We start from the raw sequence: 25425 nt of genomic DNA, 5'->3' as shown, positions 1-25425 counted from the left end.
TTAAGTCAAGTTGAACACCTAATGAAGTAAGCTAACCAATTACTTGATGAGCACTCCAGTTGGTTTATGCAGGCTCATGGTGTGCTGTGCGAATTCCAATACAGTGGTAGGCAAAGCCGGCTTCCTGCATTTCCTGAGGGTCATATATGTTCCTACCATCAAAAATCACCTTTTCTTTTAGTAGGCGCCCTACAACCTCAAAGGAAGGCGACCGGAACTCAGGCCACTCAGTCACTACTAATAAAGCATCAGCATCAACCAGTGCGTCAAATTGATCTTTGGCATATGTGATGCTATCAGCGAGGGTGTGTTTCGCCTCAGGCATAGCAACTGGATCATAAGCCGAAACTGTGCATCCTTCTGCGAGCAGCTTTTCAATGATTACAAGAGATGGTGCCTCACGCATATCATCTGTTTTAGGCTTAAATGATAGTCCCCAAACAGCCATCTTTTTACCTTTGAGGTTACCGCCGAAATGCTTCATCACTTTGTTGAAAAGCACTTCCTTCTGGCCTTCATTTACACTTTCAACTGCTTGCAGTACCTGCATCTGATAGCCATTTTCAGAAGCAGTCTTAATTAGAGCTTTCACGTCCTTTGGAAAGCATGATCCTCCGTATCCGATACCTGGGTAGATAAACTTGGTGCCGATACGCGCATCAGAACCAATGCCTTTACGGACCATGTTCACGTCAGCGCCCATAATTTCGCAGAGATTAGCAATATCGTTCATAAACGAAATCTTAGTAGCCAGCATTGAGTTGGCTGCGTATTTCGTCATCTCGGCTGAAGGGATATCCATGAAGATAATTGGGTGTCCATTCAGCAGGAAGGGCTTATACAAACGGCTCATCACTTCTTCCGCACGCTCAGAAGCAACTCCAACAACTATACGGTCTGGCTTCAAGAAGTCGTCAATGGCAGCCCCTTCCTTAAGGAACTCAGGGTTAGAAGCTACATCGAACTCGATGTCTTCACCACGTTTAGCCAAAGCATTCTCAATCTCTTTACGAACTTTAGCAGCCGTGCCTACTGGCACTGTGCTCTTAGTTACAATAACTCCGTAGCTCGTCATGTGCTCTCCTATTTCGCGAGCTACAGCAAGTACATATTTCAGATCAGCTGAACCATCTTCGCCGGGAGGGGTCCCGACCGCAATAAATGCTACATCACAGCCCTTGATAGCTTCGCTTAGCTTTGTAGAAAACTGGAGACGACCTGCATTTACGTTACGAGTGACCATCTCCTCTAGGCCAGGCTCGTAAATTGGCAGAATACCTTTATGTAGGTTATCGATTTTACGTTGGTCAATATCGATGCATATAACTTCGATGCCAACCTCGGCAAAGCAGGTACCTGTGACAAGGCCTACGTAACCAGTGCCTACTACTGCAATTTTCATATTTGAAGAAATGTTATGTAAGTTTTTCGTTGACTAGTACTAAGCTAGCATGTGTTTTTTCCACCACCACTGAAATACAATGAGGGCCCAAATTCGTGCGTGCACGTCGCCGGGGCTGGAAGAAAACAATTGGCGCTTCAGGCCACGAATGGCTTCTACGTCAAAAATGCCCTGAGATTCGATAAACGCGTCGGAGAGCAGGTCATCTTCAATTAGAGGACGTAGCTCACCGCGAAACCACTTTAGTAACGGCACTTCGAATCCATGTTTGGGGCGCTTGTACAGCTCCTCGGGTAGCATGGGGCGGAAAGCGTCCTGCACAATCCTCTTTTTCATCTTCCCATCAATCTTGCTAGAGACAGGAATCGAAAAAGCGAACTGTACTACGTTAGGATCCAAGAAGGGAGGGCGTACTTCTAGGGAATTGGCCATGCTCATCAGATCCACCTTGGTTAGCATGTCATATGGCAGTACTAGCTTGGTATCCGTGAGCAAGACCTCGTTCAGGTCTCCATCGGAGTGTAAGTCCTCTAGTAAGTCTTTCCGGCGCTTTTCAGCCAGTTTCTTGCCCACTTTTCGGCGAGATGAGGCACTTAGTAAGCCGCGGGCATCTTTTTCTGAAGCAAAGGACGCCCAGTCCCAATACCGGTCTTTTGGTCCGGACAGCATACCGCGTGAGAAGCGCTGAAACTGACGGACTTTGTTGCCAAAAAACGAGTTGCGTGACTTGGGCAGCACATCCCATAGTAAGTTCAGACCCGTGACTGCTTCTGCTTTAAACCCACCTTGGCGCACCTGAAACTCGCCCATGTGCTTGTTATAACCTCCGAACAGCTCATCAGCACCATCGCCGGACAACGCGACAGTAGCCTTTTCGCGGGTGCGTTTGCTAAGGATGTATACGGCTAGGGCCGACGAATCGGCGAAGGGCTCATCGATGTAATTGAGCACATCGAAGATATGGTCGTACAGATCTTGGTTGGTGAGCGAGAAGACAGTATGGTTCGTCTTGTACTTATCAGCAACCAGCTTGGCATACTTGGTTTCGTCGAAGAAAGGCTCATCGCGGTACCCAATGCTGAAGGTGTTTAGATGCTGAGTGTGCCTAGTAGCCAAAGCAACAATAACTGATGAGTCGATACCGCCGCTTAGGAAGGCTCCTACCGGCACATCGGCCACCAAGCGGCGGGCCGTAGCATCATCGAGCAGATCAACCAGCTTGGCTTGCTGCTGCTCGTAGGTGAGTTTGTTCCTTTCGGTCTTTTTGGCGTCGTACGGAATTTTGTACCAGCGCTTACGCACAACCTTTTTGCCTTTCACATATAGGTAGTGACCTGGCAAAAGCTTCTTGACGCCTTTGAAGATAGTAGCAGGACCCGGAATATAATTTAGCTGCAAATAATGGCTCAACGAAACATAATCGAGCTTACGCGGTATTCCCAACGCAAGTAAAGACTTCATTTCGGAGGCAAACAGCAGTTTATCTTCGTCGCGGTAAATGAGCAGGGGCTTCTCCCCCATTCGGTCACGCGCCAGGAAAATGGAGTCTTCCTCTTTGTCGTAGATGGCAAAGTCGAAGAAGCCATTCAGCTTTTTCAGGAAGTTGCGGCCTTCCGCCATATACAGGTGCAGTACTACCTCTGTATCAGTTTGGGAATGGAAGCGGTGGCCTTTGCTTACCAGCTTCTGGCGCAGCTCCTTAAAGTTAAAAATCTCGCCATTGAAGACAATGGTATACCGGCCCGACTCATCCGTCATGGGCTGATTACCATCGGCGGTGAGGTCGAGAATAGCTAGCCGACGAAAGCCCAAGCCGCACCGCTCATACATGAAGTGTCCCTGGGAATCAGGGCCACGGCTCGTAATGGCGTCGGTTGAGGCACGCAACGAAGCTAGTGAGTTGCGACCCGTATCAGTAAAAGCGAATACTCCGGAGATTCCACACATAAGGCGGGCAAAAGTACGAACTAATGGGACTTCGGTTTCTAAAAACTATAAGTTAGGCTCGCAACTAAAGCGTAGGCTCGCTAGTACACTCCAGGTAAAACCCTTCATTTCCCACAATCCAGCCCTATTATGAACCTGCAAGACCAGATGAGCCTCCAGCAAGAATTTGAAGCAGCTGTTTCCCGCGTTGATAACCTACCCGGCGACCAGGCGGCTGCTCATATGACCGATTTATACGGACTTTACAAGCAAGCCACCCAAGGCGACCACGACACGTCGGGCGAAATTGTAGGCGACGACTCGCCGGATAATCCGAGCGGCCCGCAAGGCATGTCGCAGGCCCAGTGGGACTCCTGGAGCCGGTTTAAGGGCACCAGTGAAGATGACGCCAAACGCCAGTACATCCAGAAAGTTCAGGAAATAGCGGGGCCCGTAGGCGAGCAGGCCAGTGTTATTACTGGCAGCGGCCAGCCCGCTACTGGTTCCCAAGTAAACTCTGATATCAACACAACCACTTCCCGTCAGCCCGACTCCTCCCCCGGGGTATCGCAGGGTGGACTACAAGGCGACATTACCGCCGGCGCCCCGTATGGAGGTGAGGACGCGCTAAAAGGTGAGCAAAAGGATATATAGTTTGCGGCTTTTTCAGACCTAGTAAATGAGAAGCCCGCTTAGTGCTAGTGCTAAGCGGGCTTCTCATTTACTAGGTAGCTTTCAATGTTAAAGCCTTGCTTCCATTAACACTGGTGTTTCATAGGATAAGTCGCCACTGGTTTGGCGCCGGATTTCATGCGGGCGCACTATGACAAATGCCTACCAGAAGCTTCTGATTAAGATGGCGCATACGTATCCGGCTTTGGGCAACCGCAGGGGCTAGTAACTGCCTGTGCCGAATGTTTCCGTCCTCTTAGTAGTAGTTACTAAGTAGCCGGTTTGCTGCTAGTGAAAGTTAGCTTCAGAGTTTATTTCCTATTCTCACTATCAGTGGCCGGTAAAACATTCCGCTGAGGCAACTGATACACACGGGCTCTGCTAAAATATTTTACCCGGATTCATGATGCCATGCGGGTCGAATACTTGCTTAATGCCGCGCATCAGGTTGAGTTGTGCCTCCCCGATGGCAATACCGATGTAGGGCTTCTGGACCAGCCCAATGCCATGCTCGCCGCTAATAGTGCCGCCCAGCTTTACACACAGCTCAAATATCTCGGATATAGGCTGCCGCAGTCCGTTATGCCACATCTCATCGTCTAGCTCTCCACGGATAATATTGACGTGCAGGTTGCCGTCGCCGGCATGGCCGTAGCAGACCGAGTTGAAACCGTAGCGGCTCCCTATTTCCTTAACGCCGTTCAGGAGCGTGGCCAGCTCAGCGCGCGGCACTACGGTATCCTCCTCTTTGTACACAGAGTTGTAGCGGACAGCATTGCCGATGTTGCGCCGGATACGCCACAGATCATCTTTTTGAGCAGCCGTATCGGCCAGCAAAATCTCATCTACATCATAGTTCTCAAGTACAGCGTACACGGCTTCGGCTTCCTTATAGAGTTGATCCAGATCCTGGCCGTCCAGTTCAATCAGCAGGTGAGCACGCACATCTGGCGGCAGATTAAGCGGAATATTGAGGTAACGCGACGACCATTCAATGGCTTCCCGCTCCATAAACTCCAGCCCAGAAGGCACAATACCCGCTCTAAAAATGGCAGATACAGCTTCGGCCGCCTGCATTTCCTGCCGGAACGGGGCTAGCATCAGGATATTCTGTTGCGGATAAGGCAGCAGCTTGAAAACGATACGGGTAATGATTCCCAGCGTGCCTTCGGAGCCTACCAGCAGCTGCGTGAGGTTGTAGCCGGTGGCATTCTTGAGCGTATTCGCTCCCGTCCAGATAATGTCGCCGGTGGGCAGCACTACCTGCATATTGAGCACGTAGTCCTTCGTGACGCCGTATTTCACGGCCTTAGGGCCGCCGCTACTTTCACTTAAATTACCACCTAGGAAACAGCTGCCCTTGCTGGCGGGGTCCGGTGGGTAGAACAGTCCCACCTCTCTCACGGCGTTCTGGAATACCTCTGTAACTACGCCCGGCTCGACGGTAGCCTGCAGGTTCCGTTCGTCTATTTCTATAATCTTGTTGAGGCGCTCCGTACTCAGCACTAGCCCATGATGGATGGGCAAAGCTCCTCCACTCAGCCCTGTACCAGCCCCCCGGGGCGTTACCGGAATATGGTGCTGATGGCACAGGCGTACAATAGCACTGATCTGCTCGGCATTCGCCGGCCGAACCACCACATCAGGCGCAAAATGAAGGTCTTCCGTATGGTCTCGACCATAATCGGCGTATACCTCCGCTTCCACGCGATGGGCTGTCAATACATGCTCAGAACCTACAATAGCCTCAAACTCGGCTAGTAGCGCAGGAGTCAAAACTTGAAATTCCATGAGTATTCGTAAGTAAAATGACCGCTACGCTTATCTTTGCGCCCAATGCGGGAAAACGTTACGAAGGTACGGCATTCGGCGCAGTGGCATCGTCCACTTCTAGCCGTCTTTTTGCTGGTACTTGTGAGTTGGCTGGCCGCTTGTAGCAGCACCAGCAAAGTAAACTACCGAAACGGCCGGTATTATTCGGCGCGTGACATGGCGCGCATGAAAGCCACGGAGCGAAAGCGCGGCACTTCCCGCGCTACGGTAAAGTCAAAATCCAAAACCTCGACGGCCGCTGGCAAAAGAAAAGTGGTAGCGCGCCGCCCTGCCGGCCGCGCATTCCCGGCTAACGTGCCCGCACAATTATCCGCCGTTATCGAAACGGCCCGCTCCTTTCAGGGTACTCCCTACAAATACGGTGGCACTACCCGGCTAGGCATGGACTGCTCAGGACTACTGCATGAGTCCTTCGCGGCCATCAACGTGGACATTCCGCGCTCCAGTAATGAACAAGCTCTCTGGGGAAATCCAGTACGCCCTCAGGACTTGCGGCCTGGTGATTTGGTATTTTTCGGAGCTTCACCTGGCAGCAATACCATAACTCACGTCGGCTTGGTCACCGAGGCTTCTCCGGAAAGTGTACAGTTCATTCACTCCTCCAGCTCCTTAGGAGTTGTAGAAAACGCATTGGAGACAGATTACTACCTCAGCAGATTCATTAAGGCAGTAAGACCAATATTGTGAATTTCCCTCTTACCTTTGCGCCGAAAAGTAGCTGTGAAGGTGCTGTGGCTATGCAGCATTAACGCAATGGGATTCAAATTTTGAAGCCCTAGTTTTGAACCTAGTTTTTCTCAGCATACCTCTTTTTTTCACCAATCCCCCTTTATGAAACGCAATCTTTACGCTTCTGTAGCTCTGGTGCCGCTGGCTGTTTTGGCAGCGCACACAAGCTGGGCGCAGGGAGCCACAACCTCGGCAATGAGCGGTGTCATCACCGACAAAGCTGGCGAAGGCCTGCCCGGTGCGACAGTTATTGCGGTGCACACGCCTACTAACACGCAGTACGTAGCTCCTACCAACTCAGAAGGTCGCTTTAGCTTGCAGAACATGCGCGTAGGCGGTCCTTATACCGTGCGCATTTCATTCGTAGGCTACAAGGAAGCGGTACGCGAGAACATCTTCCTGACATTGGGCCAGAACCAGCGTCTGGACATTAACCTGAGCGAATCAGAGCAGACGCTGGGTGAAGTAGTAGTGAGCGGCACCCGCGACCAGATAATTAACTCGGGCCGGACCGGTGCAGCTACTTCGGTATCGCGCGAGCAGATTCAGCGCCTGCCAACCCTGAACCGCAGCCTGCAGGACTTTACTCGCCTCACACCCCAGTCCAATGGTGGTGGCAGCAGCTCACTGGGTGGCTCGAACAACCGCTACAACAACATCACCATTGACGGAGCGGTAAACAACGACGTATTTGGTCTGGCAGGTAGCGGTACTCCCGGCGGTCAATCCGGCACTCAGCCTATTTCGCTGGATGCTATCCAGGAACTCCAGATCGTACTGGCTCCTTACGATGTAACACTTGGTAACTTTACCGGTGGCGGCATCAACGCCGTAACGCGTTCCGGTACCAACGACCTGTCGGCTTCTATCTACGGTTTCGGTCGCAACGAGAACATCGTTGGCAAAAGCGTAACTGAACCTCGCACGAAGGCTGCTGAGTTCTATAACTACCAGACGGGTGCCCGCGTAGGCGGCGCCATCGTGAAGGACAAAATCTTCTTCTTCCTGAACGGTGAAATTAGCCGTCGCAGCGAGCCGCTAGCATTTACACCTGGCACTTCTGCTTCGCGTATCGATCAAAATGTTATCAACACGATTGCCAGCACTGCTGCTTCGCGTTATAGCTACAACGTAGGTGAATTCGGCGAAATCAACCGCCGTACGGAAAGCAACAAGATTTTTGGTCGTTTAGACTTCAACTTGTCGCAGAACCACCAGCTGACGGTGCGTCACAACTTTGTTGAGGCTTTCGACGACAACATTACGCGTGGATCATCTGCTTTGCGTTTTGGCAGCAACGCCTACAAATTCAATAACACCACCAACAGCAGTGTTGCTGAATTAAACAGCAGCCTGGGCAGTGTTTCCAACAAATTGCTGGTGAGCTACACCCGCATCCGCGACAAGCGCGATACGCCCGGCACCCTATTCCCAACCTTCGCAATTCGTGAAGCGGGTAACCTCTACACCTTCGGTACCGAGCGTAGCTCCGGTTTCAACGAGCTGGATCAGGATATCATTGAGCTCACGGACAACGTGACCAAGACGATTGGCAAGCATAACCTGACGCTTGGCACGCACAACGAGTTCTTCAAGTTCCGTAACCTGTTTATCAACAACGGGGTCGGCTACTATGAATTCCCCACATTACAGGCATTCCTTGACAGCAAGCCTAACCGGGTGCAGGCTTCTTATGCCCGTGCCAACAATGGTGAGGCTTCTTTCAGCGCCATGCAGATGGGCGTTTATGCCCAGGATGAATTCTCTCCGCTGGAAAACCTGCGCCTGACGATGGGGGTACGCTTAGATGTACCATTCTTCTTCGACAAGCCAGGGAACAATGAGAAAGTGAACGTAGGCTTCGGCTCCAAAATCAGCACTCAGAACGTACCAAACGGTCAGTTGCTGTGGGCTCCGCGCTTAGGCTTCAACTGGGATGTAAACAACGACCAGAAGCTGCAGGTACGTGGTGGCACAGGTGTATTCACCGGTCGGGTGCCGTTCGTATGGATTTCGAACAGCTTCACTAACAGCGGCCTGATTCAAGGTGCAGTTGATGTACCGAACCCGACCACTGTTGAAACTAACATCTCGCAGATTCCGGCGACTTATAGCTCAGGTGCTCTTCGTACATCGGAAATCAACGTACTAAGCGAAGACTTCAAGCTTCCCCAGGTATGGCGCTCTAACTTGGCCGTTGACTTCCGTCTGCCCGGCGACATCGTTGCCACGGTAGAAGGTATCTACACCAAGACGCTGAACGACATCTACTACAAGAACATTAACCTTGTAGCTCCAAACGGCCGTCTGGCCGGACCGGATCAGCGCCCTGTGTATCCAAGCGCCCGCCGTGTGTACCCGAACGATTACACCAACGTTCTGCTACTGGAAAACACGAACAAAGGCTACCGCTACAACGCTACCGTACAGTTGCAGAAGCAGTTCACCAATGGTCTGAACACTTCGGTAGCCTATACCTACGGCAAGTCGAAAGAAGTGAACAGCGGTGCTAGCAGCACGGCTCTGTCTAACTGGCAATTTAACCAGGTACAGTTCGATCCGAACAACCCAGAGCTGGGCTTCTCAGCCAACGACCGTCGTCACCGCGTGCTGGCTACGGGTGGTTACACCTTCCGCTACGCTGCTGATAAGCTGGCTACCAACATCTCGGTTATCTACGAAGGCTTGGCTGGTTCGCCAATTGCTTACGTGTATGGCCAGGGTGGACGTGACCTGAACAACGACGGCGCCTTCGGAAACGACCTGATCTACATCCCCCGCAATGCGCGTGATGCCGCTGAAATTCAGCTAGTAACTAGCGGTTCTACGGACACCCGTTCTTTGGCTGAAATACAGAATCAGCTGGAAGCTTTCATCGAGAACGATCCTTACCTGCGTAACAACCGTGGTCAGTATGCCGAGCGCTTTGCTGCTCGTACTCCCTGGACGCACCAGGTTGACATCCGTATCGCACAGGACTTTAACTTCACTGCTGGCGGCAAAAAGAACAGCCTGCAAATCAGCTTTGATATCCAGAACCTGGGCAACATGCTGAATAATGACTGGGGCCGTCAGTATTTCGTAGCTAACAACGCAATCGAACTGTTGCGTCCAGAAACGACAGGTGGACCGAACGTTCGTCCGACCTTCTCGTTCCCTGCTACCTTCGCTGCCAACGGCAACCGGGGCTACGACATTGCTCCCTTCGCTTCACGTTGGCAGGGCCAGCTAGGTGTTCGTTACAGCTTCAACTAAGCATTCCTGATCAACTTGCTTTAGTGCAACCCCGAAAGCGGGCGGAGAATATCTCCGCCCGCTTTTTTATGTTGTTTATCTCCTACTTAGCTCCTTAACAATATCAAGCATATTAGATATACCCTCGCAATAATTATAATAGTACTAATCTCTATCCAGTCAATTATTAATAACATTTTAATAACATTGGTCCTGAAAGCAGTGCCTTAATTTTGCAGTCGATTTTCACCAATCCCCCTTTATGAAACGCAATCTTTACGCTTCTGTAGCTCTGGTGCCGCTGGCTGTTTTGGCAGCACACGTAAGCTGGGCACAGGGTACTACCACAGCAGCAATGAACGGTGTCATCACCGACAAAGCTGGCGAAGGCCTGCCCGGTGCGACAGTTATTGCGGTGCACACGCCTACCAACACGCAGTACGTAGCGCCTACCAACTCAGAAGGTCGCTTCAACCTGCAAAACATGCGTGTAGGGGGACCCTACACGGTACGGGTAACCTTCGTAGGTTACAAGGAAGCGGTGCGGGAAAATATTTCCCTAAGCCTAGGCCAGAACCAGCGTCTGGACATTAACCTGAGCGAATCAGAACAGGTACTGGGTGAGGTGGTAGTAAGCGGCCGTCAGGACCCTATTATCAACGCTGGCCGAACCGGTGCGGCAACGACAGTACAGCGCGAGCAGATTGAGCGCCTGCCTACGCTGAACCGTTCGCTGAACGATTTTACCCGCCTTACGCCCCAGGCCAATGGCCAAAGCTTTGGTGGCCGCAACAGTGGCTTCAACAACATTACCGTTGATGGCGCCATTTTCAACAACGCCTTCGGCCTGCAATCAACGGTAGGCGGCCAAGCTGGTGCACAGCCCATTTCGCTGGATGCCATCGACCAGATTCAGGTGAGCATTGCGCCCTTCGACGTACGCCAGGGCTCGTTCACGGGTGCTGGCATTAACGTAGTGACTCGCTCCGGTAGCAACAAAGTATCGGGCTCGCTCTACGGCTTCTACCGCGACCAGAACTTTGTAGGTAGCAAAGTAGGCGACTTCAAGCAGGACTACCCTGACTTCCGGTTGCATAACGAAGGTTTCAGGGTAGGTGGTCCTATCATCAAGGACAAACTGTTCTTTTTCGTGAATGCCGAGCGCGAGCGTCGTAACGACCCGCCGACTGGTAACTTCACGGCCAACCGCTCTGAGACGCCACCAGTAGCTGGCTCCCAGACGTCACAAGCTTCGGCACGTGAACTGGACATTCTGAGCAACTTCTTGCAGCAGCAGTATGGCTACAATGCTGGCGCTTACGAGAACTATCAGCTGCGTTCAAACAGTGACAAGGCGACGGTGAAGCTTGACTGGAACATCAACCAGAATCATCGCTTCAACATCAAGTACAACTACCTAAAGTCGTACGCGGATATTCCACCAAGCACCTCGGGAGCTATCAATAATCAGCGTTCCCAGTCGCAGTTTGGCTTGCCATTCTCGTCGTCTTACTACACTATCAATAACAACCTCAACTCGTTTATTGCTGAACTGAACAGCACCTTAGGTGGTGGTAAGTACAGCAACAACCTGACGGCAGGTTACTCGGCTTTCCGCGATTACCGTGAAAGCAGCGGCGGTATTTTCCCGCTGGTTGATATTGGAACCAGCATTGGACGTAGCACGGGCGCCGGCCTAAATGGCATTAACGCCTCTAACTCGCTGACTTCATTTGGTTACGAGCCTTTCTCGGCTTTCAACATTCTGAACTCAGACGTTTACCAGATTGGTGACAACTTCACGGCTTACCTCGGTAAGCACAACGTAACAGTTGGTACCTACAATGAATATTACAAGTTCCGGAACGGCTTTGCGCCGAACTACTACGGTAACTACTCGTTCAACTCGCTGGAGGATTTCTACGCTTCCGCTGGGTTCAACTACGACCGGACTTCGGGCTCACTGACTGCACTAGCTCCTGGCGAGACGCGTCCGGGCCCAGCTCGCTACAACCTGCAGTACTCTGCTATTCCTGGCGGCGCCTTCCCCTTCGCCGACATTGAAGCAGCCCAGCTTGGCTTGTATGCCCAGGATGAATGGTCGCCGCGTAACAACCTGCGTGTAACCTACGGGGTGCGGGCTGACCTTCCGTTCCTGACTTCAGACCTGACACAGAACACGGCTGCGGCCAACCTGACCTTCCGCGATGGAGTGAAGATCAACACCGGCGCTGTACCCAAAAAGCAGGTTCTGTTCTCGCCCCGCGTTGGTTTCAACTGGGATGTAAACGACGACAAGAAGACTCAGCTACGAGGCGGTACGGGTATCTTTACCGGCCGGGTACCCTTCGTTTGGCTTTCGAACCAAGCTAGCAATAACGGTGTGCAGTTCGGCTCGTACAGCCTGAGCGGCTCGGCTACTGCGAACCCCGTAACGGGCACTCCATCGTACTTCGACCCCAGTGTAGATGCCTACCGTCCGGAGAATGCTAGCGCCAATACGGCTTACAATTTGGCTGTTACCGACAAGGACTTCAAATTCCCGCAGGTGTGGCGCACCAACCTGGCTATCGACCAGCAACTACCTGGTGGCATCATCGGTACGCTGGAAGCCTTCTATACCCGCGACCTGAATGCGGTGTATCACCAGAACGTGAACCTGCCCGGCAGCGAGGAGTCTCCTTACAACCGCGCTAGCGGCGCTGATACCCGGCCTATTTTCTACACCGTTAACAACCCAGTGGTGATAACGAACGGTCTGGCGGCTACTACCCGTAACTACCAGATTTACGCGGGCCGTGGCGGTGCTTCTGCTACTAATCCGAACATCAGTGATGCTATCCTGATGAAAAACACGAACAAAGGCTATTCGTACGCCGTGACAGGCCAGCTGCAGAAGTCATTCGATGCTGGCTTGTACCTGAGCGCTGCCTATACGTACTCTGATTCGCGTTCGGTAAATGATGGCGGCTCGATTGCTCAATCTATCTGGCGTGACCGTGCCGTATCCGGCGACCCGAACGCAGAAGCGCTGAGCTATTCTAACTTCCTGCAGCAGCATCGCATCATCGGTTCGGCATCGTACCGCAAGGAGTACCTGGGCCACTTAGGCACTACCCTTTCGCTGTTCTTTGAAGCTGCTCCTGCCGGCCGTTTCTCGTATGTGTACTCCGGCGACATGAACGGCGACAACCAGACGTCGAACGACCTAATGTACGTACCCCGCACGCAGAGCGAAATCAACCTGCGCGACATTAACTTGACAGCTGCTCAGGGCGGTGGCCGCTATACCGCAGCTCAGCAGTGGGCTGACCTGGACGCGTACATCAACCAGGACAAGTACCTAAGTTCCCGCCGCGGCCAATACGCGGAGCGTAACGGTGCCGTACGCCCCTGGCAGAACCGCCTCGACGTACGCTTGCTGCAAGATATATTCACTAACATCGGTGAGAATCGTCATAGCCTGCAGGTAAGCATCGACATCTTCAACGTTGGCAACCTGATCAACAGCGACTGGGGTACTTTCCAGACGGCCAACCGCGTGAACCCACTGACCTTTGCTGGTTACAACGCTGATAGCCAGCCTGTTTTTGAGTACCGCTACCTGACGAACCCCTCCTCTCGGACGGTGAACGGCACCACCACGGTAACACCGGGTGTTCCGCTCAGCAAAACCTTCCGCGATGATACCGGCGGAATTGGTTCGCGTTGGCAGGGACAGATTGGCCTGCGCTACATCTTCAACTAAGCCAACGGTTTAGCTTTGCAAAAAGGGGTTGACGCTAGCGTCAACCCCTTTTTTTAGTTCCATACGCGCAATTATTTTCTACTTTTTTACCTTCAAGACTTGCAGATTCGAAAAGGCACCGTACTTTTGTCACACCAAACGCAACCGGCGGATGGAACTACAAAACGGGGGATTAGCTCAGCTGGCTAGAGCGCTTGCATGGCATGCAAGAGGTCATCGGTTCGACTCCGATATTCTCCACTCCCGTACTCAAAAGCCCAACCTACCGGTTGGGCTTTTTTTGTTGCCAAGGGGTTTCGACGCCCGCGGTAAAAAGCAAAGTGCCCGTACCGGCTAGCCAGTACGGGCACTTTGCTTGAGTTACTAGCCTAGTACTTACACGAACAGGCCTTCCACTGACAAGTAACGCTCGCCGGTGTCGTAGCAGAAAGTGAGAATACGGGCGCCCTGGGGCACCTCGCTCAGTTTTTTGGCTACTGCGGCCAACGAAGCGCCCGACGACACGCCCATGAAGATACCCTCTTCACGAGCAGCCCGACGAGCATATTCAAACGCCTCTTGCTGGCTTACCTGAATGGTACCATCCAGCACCTCGGTGTGGAGGTTTTCCGGAATAAAGCCGGCGCCAATACCTTGGATGGGGTGCGGGCCAGGAGCGCCACCGCTGATTACCGGCGAAAGCTCCGGCTCTACGGCAAACGTCTTCATATTCGGGAAGTGAGGCTTTAGCTGCTCCGTTACGGCTGTAATGTGGCCGCCGGTGCCCACGCCGGTAATATGATAATCGAAGCCACCCTCCGGAGCATCGCGCAAAATTTCCTGGGCGGTGGTTTCGGCGTGTACTTTGATGTTGGCTGGGTTGGAGAACTGCATCGGCATCCAGGCGCCGGGCGTGTCGCGCACTAGTTCGTTGGCTTTCTCAATGGCGCCTTTCATTCCTTTCTCGCGGGGCGTCAGCTCCAGGTTCGCACCGTAGGCGGCCATAAGGCGGCGGCGCTCAATGCTCATGCTTTCGGGCATTACCAAAGTAAGCTTATAGCCTTTTACAGCGGCCACCATGGCTAGCCCTACCCCCGTGTTGCCGGAGGTAGGCTCCACAATCAGGCTATCAGGCGTCAGAATACCATCCCGCTCGGCTTGCTCAATCATGCTCAAGGCGATGCGGTCTTTGATGCTGCCGCCGGGGTTGGCGCGCTCCAGCTTTACCCACACTTCTACATCGGGGCGATGAGCAAACAGCTTATTAATGCGTAGCAGAGGCGTGTTGCCGATGGTATCGAGAATGGAGTTGGCTTTCATTAGGTTGAGTAAATGAATGAATGATCAATAGGCAAAGAAGCAGCAGGCAGGCCCGAAGACGAGCTGTAGCTCACTGCTCAGATGGAAAACATGATGTCCTCGGTGGGGTCCTGAGTGCGGGTAACGTGAATCTGGGCGCGATGGTAGATGCGGGAGTGCGAAGGCACGCTCTCGGTAAGCCACACATTGCCCCCGATGATGCTGTGGCTGCCCACCGTGGTACTGCCGCCCAAAATAGTGGCTCCGGCGTAAATCACCACATGGTCCTCGATGGTGGGGTGCCGCTTGATGCCCTGCAGGTGCTTTGCCACGCTAAGGGCACCTAGTGTTACGCCCTGAAAAATCTTGACGTGAGAGCCAATTACGCACGTTTCGCCAATTACTAGGCCGGTTCCGTGGTCAATGCAAAAGGAAGGACCAATACGTGCGCCCGGATGGATGTCGATACCGGTGCGCTGGTGCGCGTATTCGCTCAGGATGCGTGGCACCCGCGGCACGCCCCGCTGGTGCAGGCCGTGGGCAAAGCGGTGCATGGCTATAGCATAGAAACCCGGGTAAGTACCTACCACCTCTGCCATGCCCTGAGCCGCAGGATCCGCCTCAACAATAGCGGCGGCATCTTGCAGCAGCATTGCGCGCAGTAACGGGAGCCCGGCCATGAGGGCGCTGGCTAACTCCGGCGCCGGCTGAGGCGTAGGCACTGCCCGCAGCAAAACCGTCAAGTCATCTTGCAACTGGCGCAGGGTAGCGGCTACTGCATCGGAGTCGCGGAGGGGGCGCACGGAGCGCTCCGGGAACAGCAGATCTAGCAGGTCTTCGGCCAGTTGGCAAAAGGCTGCGGCCGGCAGTGGAGCGGCCGTTAGCCGATGCGCTTCGGCTAGTTCCTGTAGGAACTCCTGATCAAGAGAAAGCATAACTACACTACAAAAAAGGCCAAGGCCTGCGTTTAACTGCCAACAAGTGGAAGATAAGCCGTCGGCGACTTTTCTTAACCACCCAGCGAAAGTAAGGTTTGCCTGAACACCAATAGCAACCTCCTGTAGCTGGACCGCGTTAGGTTGGAGAATTACTAGTATTTCACCTTACTCACTTATCTCATGGCTGATACCACCATCACCAAAGTTGATTCCCGCTTCTCCCCTACCGGCACCGATGGCGAAAAATACCTAGCCTCGGGCGTACATGTGGCCATGCGCCTCTGGGAAGATGAGCAACCTAGTGAAGCAAAAGAGCCTTCTTCACGGCCATACGAAACCGTGGGCTACGTACTAAAAGGCCGTGCCGAGCTGCACATTGAAGGCCAGATGGTTGTGCTAGAACCCGGTAACTCCTGGGTGGTGCCCAAGGGGGCCTCGCACACCTATAAAATACTGGAAGCCTTTTCGGCAGTAGAAGCCACTACCCCACCCGCGCAGGCCCACGGCCGCGACGAAGAGTAATCCGCTTTTACATGCTCTACAAAAAGCCCCGGCTGCACACATGTAGTCGGGGCTTTTTGGTGGGCGAAGCTTTCTCCAAGTACTGGTATCAGCACATCAGTTTATGAGCTCTACTTTCTCAATCCGGTCGCCAATATCGAGGCGGCTGACTACATCCATGCCTTGCACTACCTGCGCGAAGATGGTGTAGCGGCCGTCGAGGTGGGGCGTGGGGGCGTGCGTGATAAACCACTGGCAGCTTTCGGTATCCTTGCCCGCTGAGGCTAGCCCCACGGCGCCTTCGCCGTAGCGCAAATCGGCAAACTCGGAGCGGAGGTTGTAGTCGGAACTGCCCCAGCCGTCGCCACGGGGGCAGCCGCCTTGGGCTACAAAGTTGGGAACCACACGGTGGAAGTTTTTGCCGTCGTAAAAGCCTTTTCGCAGCAGCTCCACAAAGCTGGCGACGGAGCCTGGTGCCTGCTCCACCAGCAACTGCATTACTACGTCGCCTTTGGATGTGCGCACGGCCACACGCTGCCCGGCCGGGATGGTGTTCACAACTCCCCAATCAATAGGGTGCGTGGCGGCTTTGGCAATGGGCGCGGCCGTAGCGGGGCGGTTCTGCAGGAAATCAATCGTTTGCTGCAGCGAAAGCCACGCCTCTAGGTCGCGCGGGAGGGTCAACCGGTCGCGGGCTTGCAGCAGGAAATCGGGGTTGGATAGTACCCGGCGCAAGTCCAGCTTGGGGTCCCGGATGGCTTCAGCGGCCGTACCCATGAGGGCCACATCGCCACTCAACACACCGCGTCGCAAGGTCAGGGCAAAGTCATCTTGTAGGGTAGCAGGAAAGCCTGACTGGTGGCGCATAGCTACCAAGGCTTCCATGCCATACGTACCAATTACTACCGATTGGTTGGGCGCGAACGTGGCCTGCTGCACAAAATTGAAGGCGGCGGGGTCTTCGCCCAGGGCTTTCAGCAGGTACCCCTTTTCGTAGGGGCTAGTGGCCGCGGCGTAGCGCTCCTGCACAGCACGCTGAATGGCGGGACGCTCCGGACCGGTTTGGCGCAGAGCGGCAGCTAGTAGCGTGGCCCGCACGCGCCATTGATCCAAGCGGTTGGCTTTCTCCAGAAATAAGGTTCCGGGCTCGTTAGTGGCGTGAGCCAGAAAAAACTCAGCCGCTGATAAGGCCACCTGAGCATTGGCATCAGTCAGGGCATCCCAGGCGGCCTCTTTTACGGGTGCGTACATGGGGGCACTCAGGGCTCGCAACGCGCTTACACGTACCCGATAATCTGGGTCGCGGCGGGCTAAGGTAGCTAATATGGCCGGCACAGTAGGGTCGGTGGCGGCTTTGCTGAGGGCTGAGGTGGCACCGCTTCGCACGGCATAATGCGGATCATGCTGCGCTGCCGCGCTTATAGCCGGAACGTAAGGAGCCAGATTGAGCCCGCGCGTACGCGCTAGGGCATTGGCGGCGGCCAACCGGGCGGTTACGGGCTTGTCGCGGCCTAGCAGCTGCACCAGGCGCACTACAGCGGCCTCGGAGGTAAGGCCACGCAACCCAGCCCGATAGAGCCCCCACGCTTGTCCGCTCAGGGCGGCCGTATCAGAAGCCAACGGGGCAGGCAGGCGCGTGAGCGTTACTAGCCCCGCCCGCGAGGTGCAACGCCCCAATGCCTCCAGCACATAGCGCCGCACTACAGCGTCGGGGTCGGTGCTGATGCGCTGCGTTAGGCCGGCTTCGGCTGTTGAATCGGCAGTTTGGCCTAGGGCATAGGCGGCGGCCCGGCGCACACTTGGCTCCGGATCTTGTAGGCGCGTGAGCAACGAGGGCGTGGCGGTTTTGTCCTGCACGGAGGCTAGGGCTTCGGCAGCTGCCTGCCGGTAGGCCGTGTTGGAATTCGTGAGATACAACAGCAGCACGCCCGTACGGCGCTCATCCTGGCTGGTGGCAATGCGCCGCAGCACCGAGTCGGCGGCAAAGCGGTTGGGTGCCACAGCCACCCTAGTGGCACTAGGCCGGGGCGTGCAGCTAGCCATTAACAGACAACTGAAAGCAGCCGGTAGCACGGCCGCCCGATACAGGGCTGAGTACATCATAGTAGCCCCAAGGTAGGAGGGTTTCGGCAAGTTTTCGCCCTAGCCGCCGGGCAGTTTGCGGCGGTTTCAGCTCGAAAAGAGCCTAGCAGAAATAGAACTCATCTGTACTGACGGAACTAAAGCCGGCCCGGAAAGCAAAAAGCCAGCGGCAGATATAGGGATACTAGTTTATAGTGGCATATTTACAGCAGTAATTATAGTATCGATGTCGGGTGTCAAATTAGGTTTATTGTCTGCTGTGCTGCTTCTCGTTACCCTGAGTAGCCAGGCACAAAGCCGCACTGGGCAAGCTGCTCCGGTTAGCACTCAGAAAGAGCTGACGGTGCACCTGACGTTACCCACGGTGGTTGGCCTCATCGGGGAATATGTGGGCATCTTGAGCTCTAAAGAGAAAGGAAAGGTGAAAACCATTACGGAACGCAGCCGCCCACGCACCACCAGCAATCCGGTGCTGATTCTGAAAGTGCCCCTGCCCCGCCTTTTCTCCTCCGATGACAAATCCCCTTCCAAACCCAACTGATTTTGCTTCTTCAGGAAGCTGAAGCTTTTCTCCGCCGCCGCTCTTAACCCCCTCTGCCTCCTTCACTTGCTTCACCCATGAATCTTAATGCCGATGTATTGCTCAGTGTGGGAGTAGCCTTGCTCATCGTACGAGGATTGCGCCGGTTTCTGGATTTACCAACACGCTTACCTGTACAAAATCGGCTGCTCAACTGGCTATGGCTTCCGGGCCTGCTCCTGTTTGTGGTGGCACGAGCCATCCAATGGAAGTCCGATCAGCTGGATGAGCTCTACATGCTTTTTGTGCTGGGAACCGTGGTCCTTGTCTTGTTCCAAGTGCGCGATTACCGGCCGGCCCGCACCCTCTTGCTGGCAGTGGCTCCGTTTGTGCTCTACTCTCTCGTTGAGCTCCTGATAGCCTTGGGCGGCGCCAGTCTGCTGAAAGAGTACGATGACTCGCTGGAAAACTCCAAAGGGTTTGCCTTTATCTGGTTGTTTACCTTCCTGCTGATTGCTCGCAGTCAAAAGAAAAACCTGGAAAAAGAACGTGTCGCCCGCGAAGAAGATGAAAAAGCCAAGCGCCTGATTGAGGCCCAGAATGCCGAGCTGGAACGACTTGTTGCCGAGCGCACGGCCACGCTTACCCAGCAGGCCGAGGAACTGCGCCACGCCCTGACAGAGCTAAAAACCACCCAGGCTCAACTTATTCAGGCCGAAAAGATGGCCAGCCTTGGTGAGCTTACGGCCGGCATTGCCCACGAAATTCAGAACCCGCTCAACTTCGTTACCAACTTCTCGGATGTGAGTACGGAGCTGGTGACGGAGCTGGAAGAAGAGCAGAACAACCCCGACCGTGACCCTGCCCTAGAAGCCGATTTGCTTAATGACTTAAAGCAGAACCTGCAGAAGATCACGCACCACGGGCAGCGGGCGGCCAGCATTGTGCGCGGTATGCTAGAGCACAGCCGGGCCAGCAACGGCGAGCGGCAATCTACTGACCTGAACCTGCTGGCCGACGAATACCTGCGCCTAGCTTACCACGGCCTGCGCGCCAAAGACAAAACCTTCAACGCTACCCTCATTACCGATCTGGATGAGCGGACAGGCTCCATCGAGGCCATTTCGCAGGACTTAGGCCGCGTGCTGCTGAACCTGTTCACGAATGCTTTTTACGCTGTGCAGAAAAAGCAGGCCCTGAAACTGCCTAACTACACTCCTACTGTAACGGTAACTACCCGGTGCCTGCCTTCTGATGAAGTGCAGGTGCGGGTCCGCGACAACGGCACGGGCATTCCCGAAGCTCTGGTCGAAAAAATATTTCAGCCTTTCTTTACTACCAAACCCACCGGCGAAGGCACGGGCCTGGGCCTCTCGCTCAGCTACGACATCGTCACGAAGGGCCACGGCGGCACGCTGGAGGTGGAAACGGTAGAAGGAGAAAGCACGGAGTTTATTATTACCCTACCCCGCGGCGAAAAAGCGAAGTAACTGTTGTAGTATCCTACACAGCCAGTTGCTGCTTTTTGCCGTCTTTCATGTTTACTTCTCTCATTGTCTGCTTCGGCAGCCTTAGTTCATGATGAAAATACTGGTTGTTGACGACGAAATGGACGTACGCACCCTGTTCGAGCAACGCTTCCGGCGCGAAATCCGCAGCGGCGAGTTCTCGTTCACGTTTGCGTATTCGGGTGAGGAGGCTTTGGCTTACCTGCACGATCATGCCTCCGAAGTCGTCCTGATTCTGTCCGATATCAACATGCCCGGCATGAGCGGCCTGGAGCTGCTCAAGCAGATCAAGAAGGAATACCTGGCCCCGCCCCCTCCGGCGGCTCCGCTGGTTATGATGATTACGGCCTATGGCGACGACGATAGCCGAAACGAAGCCCTGGAGCTGGGAGCCAACGATTTCCTAACCAAGCCCGTGGACTTTGCCGCCCTCAAAGAAAAACTCATCTCGCTAGCCCACCATGAAAACTAAAATTCTGGTTGTAGACGATGAGGCAGATTTAGAGCTGCTCATCAAGCAGAAATTCCGCCGCAAAATTCGGGAGGGAAACTACGAGTTTACCTTCGCCCACAACGGCCAAGAGGCCCTGGATTCCGTGCAGGCGCATCCCGATCTGGATATTATTCTGTCCGACATCAACATGCCGGTGATGGATGGCCTGACGTTGCTGACCAAGCTGCAGGAAGTGAACCCAGTGCTGAAAACGGTGATGGTATCCGCCTACGGCGACATGCAGAACATCCGGACGGCCATGAACCGCGGCGCCTTCGATTTCGTGACCAAACCCGTGGACTTTCAGGACCTGGAAGTGACCATGGACAAAACGGCGGCGCACGTAAAGCAGCTGCGAGAAACCCTACGGGCCATTCAGGAAAACAACATCCTGAAAATGTACGTGGATGAAACCGTACTCAATTTTGTGGGCAAGCCCGGCTTTGAAAACCAGCTCATGGCCAGCGAAACCGTAGAGGCTACGGTGGTATTCATTGATATCTGCGGCTTCACGTCGCTGTCGGAAGTACTACCCCCTGCTGATGTGGTAACCATGCTCAACACTTACTTCGACCAGATGGTGAAGGAGATTATTGCGCAAGGCGGCTACGTAGATAAATTTATGGGCGACGCCGTGATGGCCGTGTTCCGGGGCGAATACCACCTCGACCGCGCCGTGGATGCGGCGCTGGCCGTGCGCACGGTGGTGCAAGCCAACCAAAGCACCTTACCGAATGGCAAGCCCTACCAGCCCGAGGTCAGCATTGGCATCAACACCGGCGAAATGGTATCGGGCAACATTGGGTCCGCCTCGCTGAAGCGCCTCGATTACACCGTTATCGGGGATAATGTAAACATCAGCCAGCGCCTGCAGTCCGTGGCGTCTCCTGGCCAGATTATCATTACCGAGGCTACCTATCAGCGGCTGAAAGAGTCGTTTCAGTGCAAGCCCATCAAAGAAGTTACCCTCAAGAACAAGGTGCAGCCCGTCATGATTTACGAGGTAGTAGCCTAGCCAGATATACCTAGGCGGCCGAGGGTTTACTAGCACACTGGGGCTAGTAAACCCTCGGCTGTTTTATTAGGCCTGCATTTTCTCGTTCTGGCGGCGCAAGCGCTGGCAAAGCACGCGCAGAATGTTGCGCAATACTTCACTGCGCTCTTCCATCACATCATAAAAGTCTTCCTGATCGAGGCGGAACGCTACCACCCGGCCTTGGGCAATGGCCGTAGCCGAACGAGGCTCGGCATCCAGAAGGGCCAATTCACCAAAGAAGTCGCCGGGCCGGAAAGTAGCTAGCTGCTGACTGCCGGTGAAAATGCCCACCTCGCCCTGGTGCACAATGAAAAGTGAAGTACCCAGGTCGCCTTTGGCAAAAATCTGCTGGCCATCCTCAAACTCCACCTCCTTCATGATGGGCACAATGCTGCTAAGCACGTTTTCGGGGGTAGCAGAGAACAGGGCAGTGTTTTTGAGAAGCTGTACCAGCTCCGTAGCCGGCAAAAAGGACGTGGTGGCGTGGTGGCTCATAAGCAAGGATAATAACGAGGGGTGAGCGGCCAACAGGTTTTGGTAGCGCTCAGGGGCATTGTGCGCAAACTGCTCGAGGGCAGCTACCGCACTTTCTCGTACCAGACGGCTTGCGCTGTGCAAATGGGGTAGTACCAGTTCAATGGTGTAGGGCGTGGGCTGCCACGTGCTCAGGGCCAGGCTCACAGTCCAGTCGGAGAAAGTGTGCTCACCCTGTTCTACTATGCTGTGCACGATGCTGGGGGTTGCCTTGCCCGCAGAACCTAGTAGCGCAGCAAACCGCCGGGCTTTTTCAGATGCCGGGGCTATTTCCAACAGCGTTTGCAGGGCCTGGTACACCGGCCGCGGAATCAGGTTATCGAGAATTTCAAGCGCATTGGCCTGCCGCTCCCGCGCGGCGTGCACTACCCCGCGCTGGGCATCGGCGATGAGCTGGGGCGGATATAGCTGCAACAACAAGCCAAACAAGCGCTGCTGCAGGCGGGTAAGCTCGTACTCAAGGCTGGCTTGCAGGCGCGCATCGGGGATAGTGGCCTGCCCTTGCAGCAACTGCTGAGCCCGCTGCAGTTCCTCCTGCACCAAGGCCTGAAACACCGCGGCATCAGTAGGGGCCGGATCAAAACTGCGCAGAGCCCGCAAAGCGGCTTCACGCCGGAGCAGCTCGGGACGTTGAGCTAGCGTTACCAGGGCCTGGCGGCTTTGGGGGTGCTGCACATGCCCGCATAGCAAAGCCACGCGTCTGAGCTGGGCTTCGTCGGTGCTGGTGCCTAGGGTTTCAGTAAGGGCAGGCAGAGCAGCCGCTCCGAGCTGGAGCAAGTGACTAGTAGCCGTGCTGCGGGTGCTTTTGGTGGCTAAGTCTGCTACTAAGGCCTGAATAGCGGCGGCATCAGGTACGGGTGTGGGGTTTGGGCCGGGGGCATGTCCGTTGGTGGAGGGCATCGAAATTTCATCCGGACCGGCAAAGCGCCGGCTCACGGCGTGTTGCAGCTCCGCCAGGTAATGGCCGTAGGTGCGGTAAAGCATGCCCAGCGCCACCAGCATGAGCAGGCTCATCCAGGCAAACGTGAGGCCTTGGCTGAGTTGAGGCACGCTGTGGCTGGCGTACAGCAGTACGCCGGCCAGGCCCATGCCCAGCGGCTCATAAAAGCCTTTGGCCAGCGTGTGGGCCTGCAGCCGCTCATGGGCCGGCAAGGGCTGAAACAACACCAGAAACACCGGATCAAACACAGCGCGGCGCAGGATTTCCAAGGCCAGAAACAGGCCGCAGAAATACAGGAGCATCAAGCTGTCATCGGCCCCAATGTACTGGAACACCCCAAACAGGCCCAGCCCAACTAATATGGTGGCAGGCAACGCTAGTAGCGTGCCGCGGAATCCGATACGGTCAAGCGTTTGGCTCGTGAGCAGCAACTTGAACACGAGAGCCAGTAAATACGTCATTACCAGCACATTGCCCACGTAGCGCATCACGAGGGCCTGATCATGAAAGCGCTGCTTTACATTCACGAAGAAAGTATACTCGATGCCGGTGTTCACGGCGGCTACGGCCAGCATGCTCAGGCACATGGATAGCACCAGGCGGCTGCTCCCAAACCAGCGCTGCAAAGCCGGCGCTACCGTTTCGGAGCGAAGGGCGCGGGCGGCCGAGCGAGCCTCCACTAGGTGCAACCGGCCCGTAGCCTGCAATACCAGCAAAGCCCCAATGTAGGCGCCAAATGCGGTGAGCAACAGCCAGAGCAAGTCGGTGTGATGATGAATCAGGATGGCCAGCACGGCGCCGAGAGCCTTGGCGGGCATATCGCCGGAGCTGATGACGCTGAACAAGCGGCGGCTTTGGCGCACATCAAACACCACCGCCGACACGCCCCAAAACTCTAGGTTGGTGAGCAGATAAATGACGCGGTAGCCTGCCATAATAGCCACGGCCGCCGCCACCGAGTGCCCAACAGCCACCAGCACGCCAAGCACGCCCGTAAGCGCTACCACGGCCAGCAACACGCGCACCGCCACGCGCTGCAACCCTAAGTGGTGCTCGAAGTGCGCGTATATTTTGCCCGCTACCATCATCAGCACCGCCGCTACCCCATAGGCCAGCGGCAAGTTGCGCTCAGGGTTATTTTCGAGCAGGATAACGTTGGCCGACACGTACACGAGAATGGTGCCGATGCCAAGCAAAAAGTTGTGCAGAAAGAACAGCCCCACCGTCCGGCCTTCTTCGGGCCGGATACCTAGTAGCTGCTGCCAACGCGCAAGTAATGTCATTCGAGAAAGAAAGCTGGTGCTGAGAAGTTGCAAGATAGGAGGGGCAGCAGCACGAAGCCGGATTTTTCCTGTACTTAGAGACGGATATTTCCTCTCTACCCCACCATGGACTGCCCACGCGCCGAAGCGTACGTGCTCGATCAGCTGCGTCAGCACTTGCCCCCTACCCTGTACTACCACGGCCTGCACCACACCCTCGATGTAGTGGAACAGGCGCAGTCATTGGCCGCGGCCGAAGGCATCTCCGACCCCGAAGACCTGGCGCTGCTGCGTGTAGCCGCATTGTATCATGATGTGGGTTTCCTGACCGCATACCAAGGCCATGAGGCATGTGGCTGCGAGATAGTGCGGCAGGTGCTGCCCGGCTTTGGTTTTTCTGAAGCGCACGTGGCGCTTATCTGCCAGATGATTATGGCCACGCAGGTACCCCAGAGCCCAGGCCCATCCGTACTGGCCCAACTGCTCTGCGACGCCGACCTCGACTACCTGGGCCGCCCCGATTTCTGGCCCATCAGCCAGACGCTATATGCGGAGCTGCGGCAGCGAAATATGGTAGCCGATGAGCGCGCGTGGAACCAGATACAAGTGAAATTTCTGGAGGCTCACTCCTACTGGACCGCTAGCGCCCTGCACCGCCGCGAAGCTGAAAAGCAAGCACGCTTGGCTGAGCTGCGGACTTGGCTTACCACAGAAGGCTAGTACACCCCGGGCGGTGAGCAATAAGGAATAAAAAAGCCCTACCACAAACGTGGCAGGGCTTTCAGTTTG

The 25425-nt window shown here is 54.8% G+C and carries 17 protein-coding genes and 1 tRNA gene; 11 read left to right on the top strand and 7 right to left on the bottom strand.

All coding sequences use genetic code 11. The features are described 5' to 3' along the window. Positions 1-64: 64 nt before the first annotated feature. Together ACYVGU_RS01710 and asnB are read right to left on the bottom strand one after the other, a co-directional pair. Positions 65-1402, bottom strand: coding sequence for a UDP-glucose dehydrogenase family protein (locus ACYVGU_RS01710; protein ID WP_460620642.1), 1338 nt, complete (start codon positions 1400-1402; stop codon positions 65-67). 39 nt (positions 1403-1441) lie between these two features. Beyond that, positions 1442-3349: an asparagine synthase (glutamine-hydrolyzing) gene (gene asnB / locus ACYVGU_RS01705; RefSeq protein WP_460620641.1), complete on the bottom strand. Its 1908-nt coding sequence runs from the start codon at positions 3347-3349 to the stop codon at positions 1442-1444. A 129-nt stretch (positions 3350-3478) separates the two neighbouring features. Here asnB and ACYVGU_RS01700 point away from each other — a divergent pair, with 129 nt between their 5' ends. Continuing rightward, positions 3479-3982: an acyl-CoA-binding protein gene (locus tag ACYVGU_RS01700; RefSeq protein WP_460612792.1), complete on the top strand. Its 504-nt coding sequence runs from the start codon at positions 3479-3481 to the stop codon at positions 3980-3982. Positions 3983-4381: 399 nt separating this feature from the next. Here ACYVGU_RS01700 and ACYVGU_RS01695 read toward each other — a convergent pair whose 3' ends face one another. Then, on the bottom strand, positions 4382-5791 hold the full coding sequence (locus tag ACYVGU_RS01695) for an FAD-binding oxidoreductase (protein WP_460620640.1): 1410 nt from the start codon (positions 5789-5791) through the stop codon (positions 4382-4384). A gap of 45 nt (positions 5792-5836) precedes the next feature. On the opposite strand from ACYVGU_RS01695, the gene ACYVGU_RS01690 reads away from it, so the two are divergent. From ACYVGU_RS01690 to ACYVGU_RS01675, 4 genes are all read left to right on the top strand, one after another. Then, complete coding sequence (locus ACYVGU_RS01690; protein ID WP_460620638.1) at positions 5837-6520, top strand: C40 family peptidase; 684 nt, start codon at positions 5837-5839, stop codon at positions 6518-6520. Positions 6521-6664: 144 nt separating this feature from the next. After that, a complete protein-coding gene (locus ACYVGU_RS01685) occupies positions 6665-9817 on the top strand; it encodes a TonB-dependent receptor (protein WP_460620637.1) in 3153 nt (1050 codons plus the stop codon). Between the two features lie 241 nt (positions 9818-10058). Then, positions 10059-13544, top strand: a complete 3486-nt coding sequence (locus ACYVGU_RS01680; RefSeq protein WP_460620636.1) for a TonB-dependent receptor — start codon at positions 10059-10061, stop codon at positions 13542-13544. A gap of 166 nt (positions 13545-13710) precedes the next feature. Then, positions 13711-13784 (top strand) — tRNA-Ala (locus tag ACYVGU_RS01675). Between the two features lie 135 nt (positions 13785-13919). Here ACYVGU_RS01675 and cysK read toward each other — a convergent pair. Together cysK and ACYVGU_RS01665 are read right to left on the bottom strand one after the other, a co-directional pair. After that, the gene (gene cysK, locus ACYVGU_RS01670; protein ID WP_460620635.1) at positions 13920-14843 is read right to left on the bottom strand and encodes a PLP-dependent cysteine synthase family protein; all 924 of its coding nucleotides are present in this window, start codon (positions 14841-14843) and stop codon (positions 13920-13922) included. Between the two features lie 77 nt (positions 14844-14920). Further along, positions 14921-15757, bottom strand: coding sequence for a serine O-acetyltransferase (locus ACYVGU_RS01665; protein WP_460612798.1), 837 nt, complete (start codon positions 15755-15757; stop codon positions 14921-14923). Between the two features lie 183 nt (positions 15758-15940). Between ACYVGU_RS01665 and ACYVGU_RS01660 the strand changes: the two genes are divergently transcribed. Further along, on the top strand, positions 15941-16282 hold the full coding sequence (locus ACYVGU_RS01660; RefSeq protein ID WP_460612799.1) for a cupin domain-containing protein: 342 nt from the start codon (positions 15941-15943) through the stop codon (positions 16280-16282). A 96-nt stretch (positions 16283-16378) separates the two neighbouring features. Here ACYVGU_RS01660 and ACYVGU_RS01655 read toward each other — a convergent pair whose 3' ends face one another. Further along, complete coding sequence (locus ACYVGU_RS01655; protein ID WP_460620634.1) at positions 16379-18364, bottom strand: peptidylprolyl isomerase; 1986 nt, start codon at positions 18362-18364, stop codon at positions 16379-16381. A 238-nt stretch (positions 18365-18602) separates the two neighbouring features. Here ACYVGU_RS01655 and ACYVGU_RS01650 point away from each other — a divergent pair, with 238 nt between their 5' ends. The 4 genes from ACYVGU_RS01650 (at position 18603) to ACYVGU_RS01635 (ending at position 21879) form a co-directional block, all read left to right on the top strand. Then, positions 18603-18884 (top strand): hypothetical protein, encoded by a 282-nt coding sequence (locus ACYVGU_RS01650; protein WP_460620633.1) that lies wholly within the window; start codon positions 18603-18605, stop codon positions 18882-18884. Between the two features lie 77 nt (positions 18885-18961). Continuing rightward, the gene (locus ACYVGU_RS01645; protein ID WP_460620632.1) at positions 18962-20353 is read left to right on the top strand and encodes an ATP-binding protein; all 1392 of its coding nucleotides are present in this window, start codon (positions 18962-18964) and stop codon (positions 20351-20353) included. 91 nt (positions 20354-20444) lie between these two features. After that, positions 20445-20843, top strand: a complete 399-nt coding sequence (locus ACYVGU_RS01640) for a response regulator (protein ID WP_460621984.1) — start codon at positions 20445-20447, stop codon at positions 20841-20843. Then, the gene (locus ACYVGU_RS01635; protein WP_460612804.1) at positions 20833-21879 is read left to right on the top strand and encodes an adenylate/guanylate cyclase domain-containing protein; all 1047 of its coding nucleotides are present in this window, start codon (positions 20833-20835) and stop codon (positions 21877-21879) included. The genes ACYVGU_RS01640 and ACYVGU_RS01635 overlap by 11 nt, the downstream gene beginning before the upstream one ends. Before the next feature lie 66 nt (positions 21880-21945). Here ACYVGU_RS01635 and ACYVGU_RS01630 read toward each other — a convergent pair whose 3' ends face one another. Beyond that, positions 21946-24657, bottom strand: a complete 2712-nt coding sequence (locus tag ACYVGU_RS01630; RefSeq protein ID WP_460620630.1) for a cyclic nucleotide-binding domain-containing protein — start codon at positions 24655-24657, stop codon at positions 21946-21948. 105 nt (positions 24658-24762) lie between these two features. On the opposite strand from ACYVGU_RS01630, the gene ACYVGU_RS01625 reads away from it, so the two are divergent. Further along, positions 24763-25356 (top strand): HD domain-containing protein, encoded by a 594-nt coding sequence (locus ACYVGU_RS01625; RefSeq protein ID WP_460620629.1) that lies wholly within the window; start codon positions 24763-24765, stop codon positions 25354-25356. The last annotated feature ends 69 nt before the right edge of the window (positions 25357-25425 follow it).

It is taken from the genome of Hymenobacter tenuis (genome assembly GCF_054780495.1).
This window is presented reverse-complemented; position numbering and strand designations above follow the sequence as displayed.

Coding starts and splice junctions, on each gene's coding strand:
- ACYVGU_RS01710 (WP_460620642.1), bottom strand. CDS start 1,402: ATGAAAATTGCAGTAGTAGGCACTGGTTACGTAGGCCTTGTCACAGGT.
- asnB (WP_460620641.1), bottom strand. CDS start 3,349: ATGTGTGGAATCTCCGGAGTATTCGCTTTTACTGATACGGGTCGCAAC.
- ACYVGU_RS01700 (WP_460612792.1), top strand. CDS start 3,479: ATGAACCTGCAAGACCAGATGAGCCTCCAGCAAGAATTTGAAGCAGCT.
- ACYVGU_RS01695 (WP_460620640.1), bottom strand. CDS start 5,791: ATGGAATTTCAAGTTTTGACTCCTGCGCTACTAGCCGAGTTTGAGGCT.
- ACYVGU_RS01690 (WP_460620638.1), top strand. CDS start 5,837: ATGCGGGAAAACGTTACGAAGGTACGGCATTCGGCGCAGTGGCATCGT.
- ACYVGU_RS01685 (WP_460620637.1), top strand. CDS start 6,665: ATGAAACGCAATCTTTACGCTTCTGTAGCTCTGGTGCCGCTGGCTGTT.
- ACYVGU_RS01680 (WP_460620636.1), top strand. CDS start 10,059: ATGAAACGCAATCTTTACGCTTCTGTAGCTCTGGTGCCGCTGGCTGTT.
- cysK (WP_460620635.1), bottom strand. CDS start 14,843: ATGAAAGCCAACTCCATTCTCGATACCATCGGCAACACGCCTCTGCTA.
- ACYVGU_RS01665 (WP_460612798.1), bottom strand. CDS start 15,757: ATGCTTTCTCTTGATCAGGAGTTCCTACAGGAACTAGCCGAAGCGCAT.
- ACYVGU_RS01660 (WP_460612799.1), top strand. CDS start 15,941: ATGGCTGATACCACCATCACCAAAGTTGATTCCCGCTTCTCCCCTACC.
- ACYVGU_RS01655 (WP_460620634.1), bottom strand. CDS start 18,364: ATGATGTACTCAGCCCTGTATCGGGCGGCCGTGCTACCGGCTGCTTTC.
- ACYVGU_RS01645 (WP_460620632.1), top strand. CDS start 18,962: ATGAATCTTAATGCCGATGTATTGCTCAGTGTGGGAGTAGCCTTGCTC.
- ACYVGU_RS01640 (WP_460621984.1), top strand. CDS start 20,445: ATGAAAATACTGGTTGTTGACGACGAAATGGACGTACGCACCCTGTTC.
- ACYVGU_RS01635 (WP_460612804.1), top strand. CDS start 20,833: ATGAAAACTAAAATTCTGGTTGTAGACGATGAGGCAGATTTAGAGCTG.
- ACYVGU_RS01630 (WP_460620630.1), bottom strand. CDS start 24,657: ATGACATTACTTGCGCGTTGGCAGCAGCTACTAGGTATCCGGCCCGAA.
- ACYVGU_RS01625 (WP_460620629.1), top strand. CDS start 24,763: ATGGACTGCCCACGCGCCGAAGCGTACGTGCTCGATCAGCTGCGTCAG.